Raw genomic sequence first — 16,521 nt, 5'->3', positions numbered from 1 at the left:
CGGGCAGGCTCCCGACCGCACCCCTAGCAGCAACGACAGTCAAGGAGTACGACGCGTGTCCTCTCTCTTCCCGGCCCTGACCGGTGCCGCGGCGGACCGTCCCGCCCTGCGGTTCGGTGACCGCTCCCTGACGTACGCGGAACTCGCCGCCGCGACCGGTGCCCTGGCCGGTCGCCTCGCCCGGTACGACCGGGTGGCCGTCTGGGCGACCGCCGAGCTGGAGACCGCGGTGGCCGTGGTGGCGGCTCTGGAGGCCGGTGTCGCGGCGGTGCCGCTCAACCCGAAGTCCGGGGAGAAGGAGCTGGGGCACATCCTGGGCGACAGCGCGCCGGGCCTGCTGCTCGCCGCACCGGGCGCCGAACTCCCTTCTGCTGTCGGCGACTTGGCGCGCATCGACATCGACGTGCACGCCGCCGGCGACCCAGCCCCCGCCGGCCCCGCGCAGGACGGCGACCCCGCCCTGGTCGTCTATACCTCCGGCACCACCGGCCCCCCGAAGGGCGCCGTGCTCCCCCGCCGGGCCGTCGCCACCACCCTGGACGCCCTGGCCGACGCCTGGCGGTGGACGTCCGACGACACCCTCGTGCACGGCCTGCCCCTGTTCCATGTGCACGGCCTGGTGCTGGGCGTCCTCGGCCCGCTCCGGCGCGGCGGCTCGGTCCGTCATCTGGGCCGTTTCAGCACGGACGGGGTGGCCCGCGAGCTGAACGACGGCGCCACCATGCTCTTCGGCGTCCCCACGATGTACCACCGCATCGCCGAAACCCTGGCGGAGGACTTGGAGTTGGTGCGGGCTCTGGCCGGTGCCCGCCTCCTCGTCTCCGGCTCGGCGGCGCTCCCGGTGCACGACCACGAGCGCATCACGGCCGCGACCGGGCGCCGGGTCGTCGAGCGCTACGGCATGACGGAGACTCTCATGCTGTGCTCGTCCCGGTGGACACCCCCGGACCCCCGGCCGAGTGTGCGTGCGGACGGCGAGCCGCGCGCCGGGACCGTGGGCGTACCGCTGCCGGGTGTGGAGCTGCGGCTGGTGGAGGAGGACGGGTCGCCGATCACGTCGTACGACGGTGAGACGGTGGGCGAGATCCAGGTGCGCGGGCCGAACCTGTTCACCGAGTACCTCAACCGGCCGGACGCGACGGCGGCCGCGTTCACGGCGGACGGCTGGTTCCGTACGGGGGACATGGCGGTGCGGGACGCGGACGGGTACGTGCGGATCGTCGGCCGGAAGGCCACCGACCTGATCAAGAGCGGCGGTTACAAGATCGGCGCGGGCGAGATCGAGAACGCGCTGCTCGAGCACCCGGGGGTGCGGGAGGCGGCGGTGACCGGGGAACCGGACCCGGACCTGGGCGAGCGGATCGTGGCGTGGATCGTCGCGGCGGACCCTGAGGCACCGCCGTCGCTCGACGAGTTGGCGGACCATGTGGCCCGCCGCCTGGCCCCGCACAAGCGGCCCCGGGTCGTCCACCACCTCGACTCCCTCCCCCGCAACGACATGGGGAAGATCATGAAGCGGGCCCTGCATGCCTGAGCGTCTGTCCGCCCGCGAGATGGTCGCGCTGCTCACCGACGACTTCTCCGAAATCCCTTATCCCGCACGGCAGTCGAGGCCCGACGGACCACTCGCCTGGCAGGGCTACGACGCCTCGCGCGCCCGCGCCGCCGAACGTACCGGCGAGCAGGAGTCGGTCATCTGCGGCACCGCGCGCGTCGAGGGCGCCCGAGCCGTCCTGATCGCCTTCGAGTTCGGCTTCCTCGGCGGCTCGCTGGGCGAACGCACCGGTGACCGGCTGGAGGCGGCGTACCGGTACGCCCGCGAACACCGCCTGCCGGTCGTCCCGTTGGTGGCCACGGGGGGCAGCCGTATGCAGGAGGGCATGCTCGCCCTGACCCAACTCCAGCGCGTGGCCCGCGAGTCGGCCCTCACCCGGGCGGCGGGCCTCCCCCAGATCGCGGTACTGCGCGACCCGACCACGGGCGGCGGCTGGGCCACCCTGGGCGCGGGCGCCGACGTGATCCTCGCCCTCCCCGGCGCCCAGGTCGGCTTCGCGGGCTCCCGGGTCCGCCCCCCGGACGCCGACCCGACGGCGTACACGGCGGAGGCACAGGTGGCGGCGGGCGCAGCGGACGCGGTCGTACGGCCGGAAGCGCTGCGGGAGACGCTGGGCAGGTGGCTGCGCCTACTGGCGAGACCGTCGAGCGGAGACCCCGGCGACGGGACGGCTGACGGTCACACGGCCACGCCATCGGGCCGCCCCGGGGACGGCACCGCGGACAGTCGCACCGCCACGGCGTCGGGCGGACCCGGCGACCGCACCGCGCACGGTCACACGACCACGCCATCGAGCGGACCCGGCGACAGAGCCGCGCACGGTCACATCGCCAGGCCGCCGAGCACACCCCAGGACGGCGCCGCGGACAGCGGTACCGCCGCGCCGCCGAGCGCACTCGGCAACGGCACCGCACACAGTCGTACCGCCGAAGCGGCACCCGTCCCTGAGTGGTCGGCGCCCGGTGGTACAGGCTCCGCTACCCCGCAGACATCCGGCCCCGCCAGTCCGGAGGCGTCCCACCCCGCACCCCCGGACACATCCCGCGTGGCGCCCCCCGTGCTGCCCGTCGAGCCTGCCCCCGTCCCGGACCCGCTCGGCACCACCGACCTTCCCCCCACCGGGTGGGACGCGGTCCGCCGGGCCCGTTCCGCCGTGCGCCCCCGCGCGGAGGCGTATCTGGACGCCTACTTCACCTACCACGCGGCCGTGTCCGGTGACCGTTGCGGCGGTACCGACCCGGGCATGCTGTGCGGCTTCGGTGAGCGCGAGGGCCGCACCATCGCCTACGCCGCCCAGACCGGCACGGCGACCCGGCCCGCCGGCTACCGCACCGCCACCCGTCTGATCCGCCTCGCGGACCGGCTCGGCATCCCGGTGCTCACCCTGGTGGACACCCCGGGCGCGGCCAACGACGCGGAGGCCGAACGCCAGGGCGCGGGTGCGGCCATCGCCGACCTGTTCACCACGGTCGCCTCCGCCCGCGTCCCGATCACCACCCTCCTCATCGGCGAGGGCGGCTCCGGCGGCGCCCTCGCCCTGGCGGCACCCGAGGCCACGTACGCCACACCGGACAGCTACTTCTCCGTGATCGCACCGGAGCTGGCGGCGGCGATCCTGAAGCGAGCACCGGAGGAGGCCGAGTCGACGGCGGACCAGTTGCGGATCCGGCCGCAGGACCTGGCGGGGCTCGGGGTGGTCGCACTCCCCGAGAGGGATCCGGATCGTGAGCGGCCCGCGGCTCCCTGACTCCGCATCACCCGCCTTTACGGGGCGCTTACATAAGACACAACTGACAGAAACCCCCATTCAGCCGCACCCCACCCGGCCCCCTAATAAAGGCGCTCCCTCCCCCACCCCCGCACGATGCCACTAAGCCCGCCACCCGGCGCGGCCCCACGGTCTGTGCTCTCGGGAGGACCTCCATGACCGCCAGTCTGGAGCAGCTGCGCCGCTGCCACTTCGCCGTCGACCTGGGCGCGGCGCGGACGCGGGTCTACGTGAAGGGGGCCGGACTCGTCGTCGACCAGCCGTCGGCCGCCGCCGTGAACACCCGTACCGGCGCGCTGATCGCGGTCGGCGAGTTCGCCGAGAAGATGACGGGCCGCACCCCCGACTACATCCGCGTCGTACGGCCCGTCTCCGGCGGCACCGTCGTGGACATCGAGATGGCCCAGCGCATGCTGCGCCACCTCCTCGGCGACAAGGTTCGCCGCAATCTGCGCCGCAAGCCCCGCCTGCGGGCCGCCGCCTGCACCCCGCACGACGCCGACCCGCTGGCCCAGCGCGCGGCGATCGAGACCCTGGTGGGACTCGGGGCGCGGCGCGTGGAGCTCGTGGACACCCTCATCGCCGCCGCCGTCGGCTGCGGACTGCCCGTCGAGCGCCCCGAAGCCACCATGATCATGGTGTGCGGGGCCGCCGCCACGCAGGTCGCCGTGCTCTCGCTCGGGTCGATCGTGACCGCCGAGCGCGTCCCGGTGGGCGGCGAGGCCGTCGATCACGCGATCGTCCAGCACCTGCGTCACCAGCACGAGCTGATGCTGCCCAGTCAGTCCGTACGACCGCTCCAGCTCGCCCTCTCCGGCAACGGCCTCACCCCGCAGGGCCCCGCCTCCACCGAGATCCACGGCCGGGACGTCGCCACCGGCCTGGCCCGTTCCGTGCGGGTCGACACCGCCGCCGTACGGGACGCGATCGAGACCCCGCTGACCGCCGTGCTCGACGGCATCGGCCGGGTGCTGCGCAACTGCCCGCCCGACCTCGTGGCCGACCTCGCCGACCGCGGGATCATGATGGTCGGCGGCTCCGCCCTGCTCCCCGGGCTCGACCAGATGCTGCGGCAGGCCACCGGGATGCCGGTGCACATCGCCGAGCGGCCCGACGTCTGCGCCGTACAGGGACTGGGGTACATGCTGGAGGGCCGGATCGAGCCGATGTCGCTCGACCCGCTGGCCACCTGAGGCACGACGGCCGCCACGGCCCGCGCCAACATGAGACCCCGTCAGACCATCTCGGGCACCAGCACCGTGCCCTCGGGGTGGAACCGTTCCAGCCGGCGCGGCGGCACGATGCTCGGCAGCAGCATCTCCCACATGAGGGTGGTCTCCTCGGTCAGGCCGGCCCGCCCGCTGAGGACCTGGGAGCTGAGCTGCAGCCCGGTCCAGGAGCCGACGATCAGCCGGGCCACCCGCCCGGGGTCGAGGTCCGCCTTGACGTCCCCGCGCTGCTGGGCCTGGACGAGGCACTCCCGGAAGAGCTCGATCCACCGGGTGTACGGCTCGCTGACGATGCCCGTCCTGGAGCTCTGGTCGACGACCAGCCGGATGCCGGCCCGCACCCGGACGTCCGCCACCAGCCGCCGCGCCATGGAGTGCACGGTGTCGATGACGGTCTGCACCCCGGGCCTGCCCGTGTCCGTGACGGACTCCAGGGCGGAGAACTGCTCGTCGACGAGGGCCTGGGCGAGCTCCTCCTTCGAGCCGAAGTGGAAGTACAGCGCGCTCTTCGTCACCCCGGCCTCCTTCACGATGTCCCCGAGCGACGTCCCGTGGTACCCCTCGGCGTCGAAGGCACGGGCCGCCGCGTCGAGGATGGCCGACCGGGTGACCTCCGCGCGTTCCTGTCTGGCCATGCGTCCCACCCCTGCCTGTGTCACGACGTGCTCTGGTGATCAGTCTGTCTTCCCGGCTCCACAGGAAACCAACCGACTGGTACTTGGGAGTCGTCGGCGCGCACGCCGGGCGGGGACGGGGGTCGCACCATCCCTCTCCCGGCACTCACGGCGCCAAACGATTTTCGGCGGACCTCGTCCGACGAGCCCGGTGTGAGCAGGTGCGCCCCTGTATGCTCCCCGCCGGTCGCGCTACGGTGTAGTTTCCGACGGCTGGGGGAGGCTCTCTCGTGACGAGCGGAACCGCGACGACCCGACAGGCCGCAAGCCGTCCCACCGTGACCACGCCGGCTCCCGTTTCCGTCACCCGGATCGGCGTGACCGGGCACCGCTCCATCCCCGGACCGGTCCTGCCGGGCGTACGGGCGGAGATGCGCGGACAGCTCGGCGGCGGCGCCCTGGAGGCCTTCACCTGTCTCGCGGCCGGCGCCGACCAGCTCTTCGCGGACATCGCCCTGGACAGCGGTGTCCCGGTGACGGCCGTGATCCCCGGCATGGACTACGAGGCCCACCTCGACGACGACGCGGCACGCGCCGGGTACCGCAGGATCCTCGGCGCCTGCGCGCACCGCGTCCAGTTGCCGCCCGAGCCGACGCACGAGGAGGCGTACTTCGCGGCGGGCCGCTGGATCGTCGACCACTGCGACCGTCTGATCGCCGTGTGGGACGGCCGCCCGGCCCGGGGCCGGGGAGGCACCGGTGACGTGGTGGCCTACGCGCGCCGGACGGGGGTCCCGGTGACCGTCCTGTGGGAGCCGGACGTGCGCCGCGAGCCCTGACGGCACCTTCCCTGAGTGTTCGTCAATTGCCGAACCGTCCCAGCCAGTCCGAGTGCTGCGGTGACACCAGCCGCTCCGCCTCCGCCACCGCCAGGGCCCACCGATCCTCGGTCACGGTCGTGCTCATCTCGACCCGCAGGGTCTCCAGATCCTGCTCGACGAGCGAGTGCGCGTAGGTCAACGGCCGATGCCTGCGCACCTCCTGCCAGGCCACTCCGGCCGCCGCGGACGCGCTGAACACCCCGGTCAGGTCCCAGCCGCCGAGCATCCCGGCCGCCCTGAGCACGGCGGCGAGCAGGGCCAGCAGGGTCAGTACGGCGGTGACCGACGACCACTGCACGGAGGCGCGGTGGGCCTGCGCGGCACGACGCCGGTACCAGGCGTGCTGTTCCATGAGCCGCTCGCGCAGATAGACGTCGCGCCGCACCGGGAAGGGCTTCGCCCGCACCCGCCGCATCACCGGCGTGATCTGGCCCTCGCCGCGGGCGTGGGCGCCGTTCCTGGAGTCCTCCCAGCCCACCTTGCGCATCTCCCTGAGCCGTTCCTCGACCCGCTCCGCGAACAGCGCGTCCGCGTTGGCCACCTGGGAGTGGAAGATGCCCCCGTGCACCATGTACTGCCACGCCAGGGACTTCAGCATCTCGGCGACGGCACGATGGGCCTGCCAGCGTGCGCGGGCCCGGCGGCGCGTGGTGTGCAGACCGATGCCGATGGTCAGGGCGTACAGCAGCGCGGCCAGGAGCGCCGGGACATGGCTGTCCAGGCGTTCGGCCAGCATGGCCGAGGTCGTGGCGGCCAGCAGGACGATCAACTGGGCGCGGACAGCACGGAACGATTCACTCTGATGGGTGATCGCGAGTTGATCGTTAACGCGGAAGAGCGGGGGGAGGTCGTCGTCGTTCCATGTCACGCCCGGCCCCGGAATACCGACCCTCATGGCCCACCCCCGACAACAGGCTCCCCCGGACATCCGAGTATGGGCGCGTACGCGCCCCCTAGCCATGCTCCGGAACCCTTCGGCTGCGGTATCGTCCGCCTAAAACCGGGGTGTCTCTGTCTCATGGTTCGCATTCCGACACCGGGCCTCTGGTCTCCTTGGGCCGGGGACACGCCGGTCCCCACGGAAGGAGACATCAGACAGATGAAGGATCAGACGGTCACGCCCGCCGCCGCTTCCGCCCCCCAGGGACAGCACACCCCGCTGGGTGCGATCGACTCCACTGCCACGACGAAGGCCGCTGACCGGGTCACGGGTGGACCGGGACGCACGCTCTTCAACTCTGCGCTGTAGGCCGGACAGTCCGGCAGCGACCGCGCGCGCCGTCCACGACGGCGCGCGCGGTCGCTGCGCCGGGGGTTCGTGCTGACACCACAACACACGTGCGCGGTAGCCCAATTGGCCGATACTGGGCATGCGGGGGTGACGGCGCGCGGTAGCGTGTGCTAAGTGACCGTTTCCACGGGGGACCACCCACTCCAGCAACTCGTCCTGAAGATCCACAGTCGCTGTGATCTGGCGTGCGACCACTGCTATGTGTACGAGCACGCGGACAAGAGCTGGAAGACCCGCCCGGTCGTGATCGGACAGGACACGGTCCGCCGGACCGCGGCCCGGTTCGCCACGTACGCGCGCGAGCACGACCTCGCGTCCGTCACCGTCATCCTGCACGGTGGTGAGCCCCTGCTCGCCGGCCCCGCCCGACTGCGGTCCATCTGCGCCGAGTTCAGCTCCGCACTGGCCGGCGTCACCGAGCTCGAGCTGAAGATCCACACCAACGGCATGCAGCTGAGCCGCCGTCACCTGGACGTCTTCCGGGAGTACGGCGTCCTCGTGAGCGTCTCGCTCGACGGCGACCAGGCCGCCAACGACCGGCACCGGCTCGACCGCAAGTACCGGAGCAGCTATCACCGCGTCCTGCGCGCGATCGACCTGCTGCGCACCGAGGAGTACCGACATCTCTTCGGCGGCCTGCTCTGCACGGTGGACGTGGCGAACGATCCCGTCGTCGTGCACGACACCCTGTCGGCCCTCTCGCCGCCCCGGATCGACTACCTGCTGCCGCACTCCACCTGGGACACCCCGCCGCCGCGCGGCTCCTCCGGTTCGCCGACCCCGTACGCCGACTGGCTGCTCGCCGTGTTCGACCGCTGGACGGAACAGGGCCGGACGGTGCGGGTGCGGACCTTCGACTCGGTGCTCAGCACACTGCGGGGCGGGCCCAGCCTGACCGAGGCCATGGGCCTGGCCCCCTCCGATCTGGCGGTCGTGGAGACGGACGGTTCCTTCGAGCAGGTGGACTCGCTCAAGACGGCCTACGACGGCGCCCCCGCCACGGGCTACCACGTCAACGAACACACCTTCGAGCAGGTGGCCCGGCATCCCGGCGTACAGGCCCGGCAGCGCGGCCTGCTCGGCCTGTCGAAGACCTGCCGCGAGTGCCCGGTCGTACAGTCCTGCGGTGGCGGTCTCTACGCCCACCGCTACAGCAGCGAACGTGAGTTCGATAATCCGTCGGTTTTCTGTCACGATCTTCGCGCTCTGGTCGACGGGATCGCCGAGCGGATCACCGACCGCTCCCTCTCGCCCGCAGTCCTGGACCCCGAGGCCCTGCGGTTCGCCCGGCAGGCGCTGGACCGGACCCTCCTCGCCTACGCCAACGAGCGGCTGGCCGGACACACCGACTGGGACGCGGCCTGGCAAGCCCTGCTCCGGCTGGACGCGGACCGGACCACCGCGGAGCACCTCAACCGGGTGCTGTCCCACCCGTACCTGCGGGCCGCCCTGCGTCACGCCGAGGCGGCCCACGTCACCGCCGCCCGCTTCGCCCGCGTCGCCGTGGCCGCGGCCGTCCACGCGCACGCCCCGCTGCGACTCGCCTGGGAGCAGCCGGACCGCGAGCTGGACCTGCCGACCCTGGGCACCCTGACCCTGCCCGCCCCGGGGCGGGTGGAGGCCGTGGTGAGCGCGCGGGGTCTCGACGTCCGCACCGCCGACGGGGCCCTCCTCACCGTTGGTGACCAACCCACCGACGCCTGGCGGCCGTTGACGGTTCTCAAGGTGGCGGCCACCGAGCCACTGCTCATCGACGACGCCGACCCTCGCCGTGCGGTCTACCCGGCCCCCGTCACCGCCCCGCTGGACCCGGACGAGCTCGCCGCGTTCCGTGAGCGGTTGCGGACGGCCTACGAACTCCGCGCGGAGCAGGGAGCCGCGGCCGACGACCGCAACGCCCTGCGTGTCGACGCCGTCACCCCGCTCGTCGCCGGAGCCGGGGTGCGGCTCGCCGTCGACGGTCTGGGTGGGCTCGGCGTGGCCGTCGACTTCGAACCCACCATGTTCGTCAGGGAGTTGCCGCGCCTCGGGCGCCGGGCCCGGCTGGCCGCCCTGCGCGCGACGACCGATCTGCATGTGCCGGGCAACCAGGCGGGGCGGCTGCTCACCGAGGTCGTCGACGCACTCGGTGACGTGGCCTACTGGGGCCAGGAGACCCCCGAGCGCCTCCAGTCCCTGGCCCGGGCCGGACGCGCCCTGGCCGCCCTGACCGAACTGCCCGACCGCGACCTCACCGAGAGTGGCGAGATACTGGCGGCGGAGCTGCGCGAGGAGTGGACGGCGATCGCGGGGCAGCCGTGACGAAGCCGCCCGTCCCGACGGACGCGACCACCTCGGCCCACCCGCGGCCCCGCCGACTCACCGACCCCTGGGGCGGATTACCGACCGAGTCGAGCACTGGACGCCCAGGCCCCTTGCCGCCCCGACCGAACCCCGACCGCCCCGACGCCCGCCCCTCCGCACCGCACACCAGGCCCCCCGTCTCCCGGCTGTCCAGCCCGCACGCCGGGCGCCTCGGCTCCTCCCCGTCCGATCCGGCGAGCGGCCACCAACTGAGCCATCTCCTGGCCGAGTTACCTCTCCACCCCGAAGCCCCTCTCATGGTCCACGCCTCCCTGAGCGGCACCGGCCTCTCCCCCACCCGGGTCCGTGACGCGCTGCTCGACGCCCTCGGGCCGCGCGGCACGCTCGTCGTGCCCGCCTTCACGCCCGAGAACTCGGACAGCTCCCGCGCCCACCGGGCCCTCGTCGCGCGCCTGAGCACGGAGGAGGCCGAGGAGTTCCGTGCGTCGATGCCCCCGTTCGAGCCGGACACCACGCCCTGCCCGTCGATGGGCGCGCTGGCCGAGTGTGTGCGGACCACTCCGGGAGCCGTCCGCAGCGACCACCCGCAGACCTCGCTGGCCGCGATCGGCCCGCGGGGGGCCGAGTTGCTCGCCGGGCACGACCCGCGCTGCCACCTGGGCGAGCGTTCGCCGCTCGCCCGGCTGTACGCCGCCGACGCCCAAGTACTGCTGCTGCGCGTGGGGTTCGAGGTGTGCAGCGCCTTCCATCTCGCCGAGTACCGCATGACCCCGAGACCGCCCCAGCGGCTGTACCGCTGCGTGGTGGGCTACAGGGGAAACTGGTTCACGTACGAGGATCTGACCCTGGACGACGGCGACTTCGCCGAGGCGGGCGCACGGCTTCCGGAGGAACTCCTCGTACGGCGGGAATGGGCCAAAAAGCCGGTCACGCTTTTCGACATGAGGGCCGCCGTCGACGACGTATGCGATCAACTGTCCAGATATCGCTCCCGGAATGACCTGAATTAAGTGAACCGCCCGGGCTCTCGGTCGGGCACATTGTTCTTCCGGTTCCAGGTGGCTCCGGCCACGGGGTCATCGACGCGCAGGGGGGCGTGTTGGACATACCTGACGGGGAGTGGGGGCAGGCCCCGGCCGCGGGGCAGCCCTATTTCTTCCTCAGTTACGCCCACACCCCGCCGTGGGGGTCGGGCGGCGGCGACCCCGACCACTGGGTGCACCAGCTCTACCGGGACCTGTGCAACCACATCATGGCGCTGACCGACCTGCCCGCCGGCGCCGAAGTCGGCTTCATCGACCGGGAGATGGGCTCCGGCGTGGGGTGGCCGAGGAAGCTCAGCGAGAACCTGGCCCGCTGCCGTGTCTTCGTGCCGTTGCTGTCACCGCGCTACTTCACCAGCGAGATGTGCGGCCGGGAACTGTTCGCGTTCAACGAGCGCCTCCTGCATGCCAAGGCCGTCGGCGGACGCGAGGTGTCCGCGATCGTCCCGGCCCTGTGGACGCGCGTCGACTTCCACCAACTGCCGGACTCCATACGCCACATCCACCTCGACCGCACGACCTTCGGCGACCGTTACGCGACCAACGGCTTCTACGGGCTCATCAAGCTCAGCAGACTGCGCGACGAGTACGAGGAGACCGTCCTCACCCTCGCCCAGCGCATCGTCCAGGTGGCCGAGGAGTCACCCCTGCCGCCGGGCCGGCTGCGCGACTACGAGACGACCCCGAGCGCGTTCCGGCCGCGCGGCGAGGAGCCCCGGCACATCCATCTGACGGTGGCCGCGCCCACCGTCGACAGCGTCCCCGAGGACCGTGACTCGCGCCCGTACGGCGAGGACCCACTGGACTGGAACCCGTACCACTCCGAGTCGACGCGCCCGCTGCCCGCCCTGGCGGAGGAGCTGATCCGCTCGCTGGACTACCGGCCCACGGTCTCCTCCTTCGACGACGAGGACACCGAGGGCCCCCTGACCGCCGGCCCCGGCGAGGAGGGCGGCAAGACGGGCCGCCCGCGCATCCTGCTGGTCGACCGGTGGACGCTGACCAACGAGGAACAGCGGCACCGATTAAGGGCGTTCGACGCCCAGGCCCAGCCGTGGGTGAGCGCGGTCGTGCCCTGGAACCGCGCCGACGTGCAGTGCCACAGCGACGAGGCGGAGCGCGTGACCACGGAGTTCGAGCGCACGCTGCCCGTGCTCCTCGAGCGCGGCAGACGCACCGACTGCCGTACCGCCGTCAACGGCGTCCCCACGCTCAAGGCGTTCACCGACGTGCTGCCGACCGTCGTGGCGCACACCACCCGGCAGTACCTGAAACACGCGGAGGCCCATCCGCCGCCGGGTCCGCACGTGCCCAGGCCCCGTCTGCTGGGCCCCATCCAGCCGCCGTACCCGGAAGGCGGACCCGACCACGGAGGAGAAGCATGACGGGCCCGCGCGACGGACGTGTCATCACTTTCTACAGCTACAAAGGCGGCACGGGCCGCACCATGGCCCTGGCCAACACCGCCTGGATCCTGGCCGCCAACGGCAAACGGGTCCTCGCCGTCGACTGGGACCTGGAGGCGCCGGGCCTGCACCGCTTCTTCCACCCGTTCCTCGACCCCAAGGCGCTGTCCGCGACTCCGGGCGTCATCAACATCATCCAGGACTACGCCTGGGCCGCGACCACCGGAACCCAGCGCCCCGACGACTGGCACCTGTCCTACGCCCAGATCGAGCAGCACGCGGTGTCCATCCGCCCCGAGCGCTTCGACCTGCACTTCCCCGAGGGCGGCTCCCTGGACTTCCTGTCCGCGGGCCGCCAGGACCGGGCGTACTCGGCGGCGGTCACCTCGTTCGAGTGGGACAACTTCTACGAGCGGCTGGGCGGCGGCACTTTCCTCCAGGCCCTGCGGGCCAGCATGAAGGCGACGTACGACTATGTCCTGATCGACAGCCGCACCGGCCTGTCGGACAACGCCGACATCTGCACCATGGAGATGCCCGACGTCCTGGTGGACTGCTTCACCCTGAGCGATCAGGCGCTGGAGGGCGCGGCAGTCGTGGCCCGCAGTGTCGAGGAGGGCTACCGGCCCCGCCGGATACGGGTTCTGCCGGTGCCGATGCGCATCGACGAGGGCGAGAAGGAGAAGGTCGACGCCGGTCGCGCGCTGGCCCGGATGCGGTTCGAGGGGCTGCCGAAGGGGGCGGACGGCCGACCGCTGAGCTATGAGGAGCTCAGTTCCTACTGGGGCAACGTCGAGATCCCCTACCGCCCCTACTACGCCTACGAGGAGACCCTCGCCACCGTCGGGGACGAGAGCGGCATCGCCAACTCGCTGCTGTCCGCCTTCGAGCGGCTCACCGCCGTCGTCTCCGACCGCGAGGTCACCTCGCTGCCGCAGATCCCCGAGCCGGTCCGGCTGCGTTGCCGGGACGCGTACCTCAGGCGCCGGCCGCTGACCAGCGTGGCCGACGTCGTGGTCGCGTACGCGGCGGAGAAGCGGATGTGGGCCGACTGGGTCGAGTATCTGCTGAAGCGGGCGGGCTGCGAGGTCACGCTGCACGAGATCTCCACCGGTCCGGTCGAGCCGGCGGACACCACCGCGCACACCGTGGCGTTGCTGTCGAAGACCTTCCAGGAGTCCCGGTACGCCGACTCGGTCTGGCGTGCCCTCGGCGAACGGACCCCTGACGGCGCTCGGAGCTCGGTCGTACCGCTCCGCGTTGAGGAGGTCCCGCTCCCGGAGCCGTGCACCGACCTGCACCGGCTCGACGAGACGGAGTGTGTGGCCGCGCTCCAGCGCGCGCTGGAACTGCCCTTGCAGCAGGCGGAGAACAGTCCGTCGGCACCCCGCTTCCCCGGCATCACCCCGGGGATCTGGAACGCGCCCCAGCGCAACACGACCTTCACCGGCCGGGCCTCGATCATGGACCGGATCCGCACCCAGCTCGGCGAGTTGTCCGGGCCGCCGCAGCCGCAGGCGCTGTTCGGCCTGGGCGGGGTGGGCAAGACCCAGCTCGCCATCGAGTACGTGCACCGGTTCATGGCCGACTACGACCTGGTCTGGTGGATATCCGCCGAGCACATCGACGACGTGGTCGCCTCGCTCGCCGAACTCGCCCCGTTGATAGGCGCGACGGGCACCGAGGAGGACATGACGAAGGCCAGCCAGGAAGCCGTGCAGCGGCTGTCCCGGGGGTTACCGACCAAACGCTGGATCCTGGTCTTCGACAACGCCGGCGATCCCGCGGAGCTGGCCCGCTACTTCCCCACCGGGGACGGCGGTCACATCCTCGTCACCTCCCGCAACCAGGCCTGGTCCCAGCACGGGGCGTCCCAGCAGATCGACGTCTTCGAGCGCACGGAGAGCATCGAGCACCTGACCCGGCGCACCGAGGGCGGCCTGACGGCCGACGACGCCGGCCGGGTGGCGGAGGCCGTCGGCGATCTGCCGCTGGCGGTCGAACAGGCGGCGGCCTGGCTGGCCGAGACCGCCACCCCGATCGAGGACTATCTGCGCCAGCTGGCCCGGCAGACCACCGAGGTCCTGGACCTCAACCAGCCGCCCGACTACCCGCGGACGGTCGCGGCGACCTGGAACGTCTCGATCGAACAGCTGGAGAAACGATCACCCGCGGCGGTACGGCTGCTGCAGTTGTGCGCCTTCCTCGCACCCGAGCCGATCTCCCAGCAGTTGCTCTACAGCAAGGAGATGATCACGGCACTCAAGCCGTACGACCCCTCGCTCCAGGAGAGTCTGCTGCTCGGCCGGGTCATCCGGGAGATCGGCCGGTTCGCGCTCGCCAAGGTCGACCAGAAGACCAACAGCCTTCAGGTGCACCGGCTGGTGCAGGCGGTGATCCGCTCCCAGATGCCCGAGGAGAAGCAGCGGGAAACCCGGCACGTCGTGCACACCGTCCTCGCGGGCGCCCGGCCCGACGGCGACGAACCCATCGACGACCCGACCACCTGGCCCCGCTTCGGCGTCATCTGGCCGCACCTGTCCGCGTCCGACGCCCGCAACTGCCGTGAGGCCGACACCCGCCGACTGCTCATCGACCGGGTCCGCTACCAGTGGAAACGCGGTGACTTCGTGGCCGCGCGGCGCCTCGCGGAGGACCTGCTCCAGCACTGGAGGCCGGTGCTCGGGGAGGACGACGTCTACTACCTCTACCTGCGCTTCCACCTGGCCAACGTGCTGCGCTCGCAAGGGCGTTACGTGGAGGCCCGGGAGATCGGCGAGGACCTGCTGGAGCGGCAGCGCCGGGAGCTGGGCGAGCAGCACCCGCACACCTACGCCACCATGTCCGCGCTCTCCAGCGACCTGGCGGCCCTCGGCGAGTACACGAAGGCGGTCGAGCTGGCCAAGGAGGCGCACGTCGGCTTCAGTGACATCTTCCACGAGTCGCACCGGCGCACCCTCAGCGCGGCCAACAACCTCGCCCTCGCCCTGCAGATGGTGGGCAAATACGGCGAGGCACGCGGCATCAACCAGGACACGCTCGACCAGCGCATGGCCGTCCTCGGTCCCGACCACCCGTACACGCTGGCGTCGGCCGAACGCCTCGGCCGCGACCTGCGAGAGGTCGGGCGGTACGCGGAGTCGGTGTCGATCCTGTCGCGAACGTACGCGGCCCACAAGCGGATCCTGACCAAGGAGTTTCCCGGCACCCTGCGCTGCGCCAAGTCCCTGGCGGTGTCGCTGCGCCGCAACGGCCAGCTGGAGGACGCCTGGCGACTGACCGAGGCGACCCGCAAGCAGTACAAGGAGCAGTACTCGGCTCCGACCCCCGACTCGCTGGCCTGCGACCTGAACCTGGCGGCGGACCTGTTCGCGGCGGACGAACGGGACCGGGCCCGCGAGGTGGCCCGGGAGGTGCTCGCCGAGTACATGAAGGTGCCGGGCGAGGCCCACCCGTACACCCAGGCGGCCCTGAACAACCTGGGGATCTTCCACTGGGGCTGCGGGGACCTGGACGAGGCGGAGGCGGTGTTCCTGAAGGTGCTGCCCCGCATGGCGGAGGTGCTGGGCGCGCACCATCCGCACGCCGTGTTCGCCAGTGTGAACTACGCCAACGTCCTCTACGACCAGGGCCGTTTCGAGGAGGCGCTGGAACGGGACGAGGCGGCGCTGCCGGTGCTGCGCGAGGCCCTCGGCGGCCATCACCCCGAGACCCTCGCCGTGGTCACCAACCTGGGGCTCACCCTGCGGGCCCTGGGCCGCGACAGCGAGGCCCGGGCCCTACGGGAGGAGGCGATGGCGGAACTGCGCCTGCTGCTCGGAGAGGACAACGGCATCACCCTGCTGGCAAGCCGCGAACGACGGATCTACCGGGACCTGGAGCCCTTGTCGGTGTGACCCCGCGCGAGGCGGTGCCGCCGGTCGCCGGGTCCACAACGCCAACACACCGGCCCGGGCATGCGCCCGGGCCGGCATCCCACGGGGGTGACGGCACCCCGCCGGTCAGCACACCGGCCTGGGCATGGGCTGGGCGTGGCGCTGCAGCGCACCCGCGCGGGCACGGACCCGGCCGGCCCCAGCACCCACCCTCAGCGCGTCCGCGCGGGCATGCGCCCGAGGAGGCAACACCCCCACCCGCCCGGCCATGTGCCCAGCGTGGCAATGCACCCGTGTAGCCGCCCCCCGTCAGCACATCCGCGCGAACACGTACCCGGCGGGGCACCACACCCGCTTACGGCCACGCACCCACCCTCAGCGCCGCGCGGCCACGCACCCGACGAGGCAACGCCCCCCATACAAGGCCGCGCACCCGCCAGAGCACGCACGCGGCGGGGCAAAACACCACCCCGGCAGGGGGCAACACACCACCCTCAGCACACACGCACGGGCACACGCACCCGGCGTGGCAATGCACCCGTGACCGCGCCCCTC

11 protein-coding genes are annotated in these 16,521 nt (G+C 72.2%); 9 read left to right on the top strand and 2 right to left on the bottom strand.

Annotation, left to right across the window (positions count from 1 at the left end):
- Positions 1–55: 55 nt before the first annotated feature.
- The 3 genes from ACIRP7_RS33395 to ACIRP7_RS33385 all read left to right on the top strand — a co-directional run bounded on the left by ACIRP7_RS33395 (position 56) and on the right by ACIRP7_RS33385 (position 4,516).
- On the top strand, positions 56–1,534 hold the full coding sequence (locus tag ACIRP7_RS33395) for an acyl-CoA synthetase (RefSeq protein WP_403666941.1): 1,479 nt from the start codon (positions 56–58) through the stop codon (positions 1,532–1,534).
- Entirely contained in the window at positions 1,527–3,302 is a 1,776-nt protein-coding gene (locus ACIRP7_RS33390; protein ID WP_403666938.1) for a carboxyl transferase domain-containing protein, read from the top strand. The genes ACIRP7_RS33395 and ACIRP7_RS33390 overlap by 8 nt, the downstream gene beginning before the upstream one ends.
- A gap of 176 nt (positions 3,303–3,478) precedes the next feature.
- Positions 3,479–4,516 carry a rod shape-determining protein gene (locus tag ACIRP7_RS33385; RefSeq protein WP_403666935.1) on the top strand — a complete coding sequence of 346 codons (1,038 nt, stop codon included), beginning with the start codon at positions 3,479–3,481 and terminating at the stop codon, positions 4,514–4,516.
- Between the two features lie 41 nt (positions 4,517–4,557).
- On the opposite strand, the gene ACIRP7_RS33380 is transcribed toward ACIRP7_RS33385, so the two are convergent.
- The gene (locus ACIRP7_RS33380; protein ID WP_403666933.1) at positions 4,558–5,187 is read right to left on the bottom strand and encodes a ScbR family autoregulator-binding transcription factor; all 630 of its coding nucleotides are present in this window, start codon (positions 5,185–5,187) and stop codon (positions 4,558–4,560) included.
- A 317-nt stretch (positions 5,188–5,504) separates the two neighbouring features.
- On the opposite strand from ACIRP7_RS33380, the gene ACIRP7_RS33375 reads away from it, so the two are divergent.
- Entirely contained in the window at positions 5,505–6,005 is a 501-nt protein-coding gene (locus ACIRP7_RS33375; RefSeq protein WP_403667294.1) for a hypothetical protein, read from the top strand.
- Between the two features lie 22 nt (positions 6,006–6,027).
- Here ACIRP7_RS33375 and ACIRP7_RS33370 read toward each other — a convergent pair whose 3' ends face one another.
- Positions 6,028–6,942, bottom strand: coding sequence for a DUF4231 domain-containing protein (locus ACIRP7_RS33370; protein WP_403666930.1), 915 nt, complete (start codon positions 6,940–6,942; stop codon positions 6,028–6,030).
- 204 nt (positions 6,943–7,146) lie between these two features.
- Here ACIRP7_RS33370 and ACIRP7_RS33365 point away from each other — a divergent pair, with 204 nt between their 5' ends.
- The 5 genes from ACIRP7_RS33365 (at position 7,147) to fxsT (ending at position 15,987) form a co-directional block, all read left to right on the top strand.
- Positions 7,147–7,296: a hypothetical protein gene (locus tag ACIRP7_RS33365; protein WP_403666928.1), complete on the top strand. Its 150-nt coding sequence runs from the start codon at positions 7,147–7,149 to the stop codon at positions 7,294–7,296.
- A gap of 156 nt (positions 7,297–7,452) precedes the next feature.
- Complete coding sequence (fxsBH, locus tag ACIRP7_RS33360; protein WP_403666926.1) at positions 7,453–9,639, top strand: radical SAM/SPASM protein FxsBH, inactivated beta-hydroxylase extension form; 2,187 nt, start codon at positions 7,453–7,455, stop codon at positions 9,637–9,639.
- 113 nt (positions 9,640–9,752) lie between these two features.
- Positions 9,753–10,652, top strand: a complete 900-nt coding sequence (locus tag ACIRP7_RS33355) for an AAC(3) family N-acetyltransferase (protein ID WP_403666923.1) — start codon at positions 9,753–9,755, stop codon at positions 10,650–10,652.
- Positions 10,653–10,741: 89 nt separating this feature from the next.
- Positions 10,742–12,070: a TIR-like protein FxsC gene (locus ACIRP7_RS33350; protein ID WP_403666920.1), complete on the top strand. Its 1,329-nt coding sequence runs from the start codon at positions 10,742–10,744 to the stop codon at positions 12,068–12,070.
- Positions 12,067–15,987, top strand: a complete 3,921-nt coding sequence (fxsT, locus tag ACIRP7_RS33345) for an FxSxx-COOH system tetratricopeptide repeat protein (protein ID WP_403666918.1) — start codon at positions 12,067–12,069, stop codon at positions 15,985–15,987. Before ACIRP7_RS33350 ends, fxsT begins: the two co-directional genes overlap by 4 nt.
- Positions 15,988–16,521: the final 534 nt, after the last annotated feature.

Source organism: Streptomyces sp. NPDC102270, from assembly GCF_044766405.1.
Classification (GTDB): Bacteria; Actinomycetota; Actinomycetes; order Streptomycetales; family Streptomycetaceae; genus Streptomyces.
The sequence above is the reverse complement of the archived record's forward strand: the minus strand, read 5'-3'. Positions and strand labels throughout refer to the sequence as shown.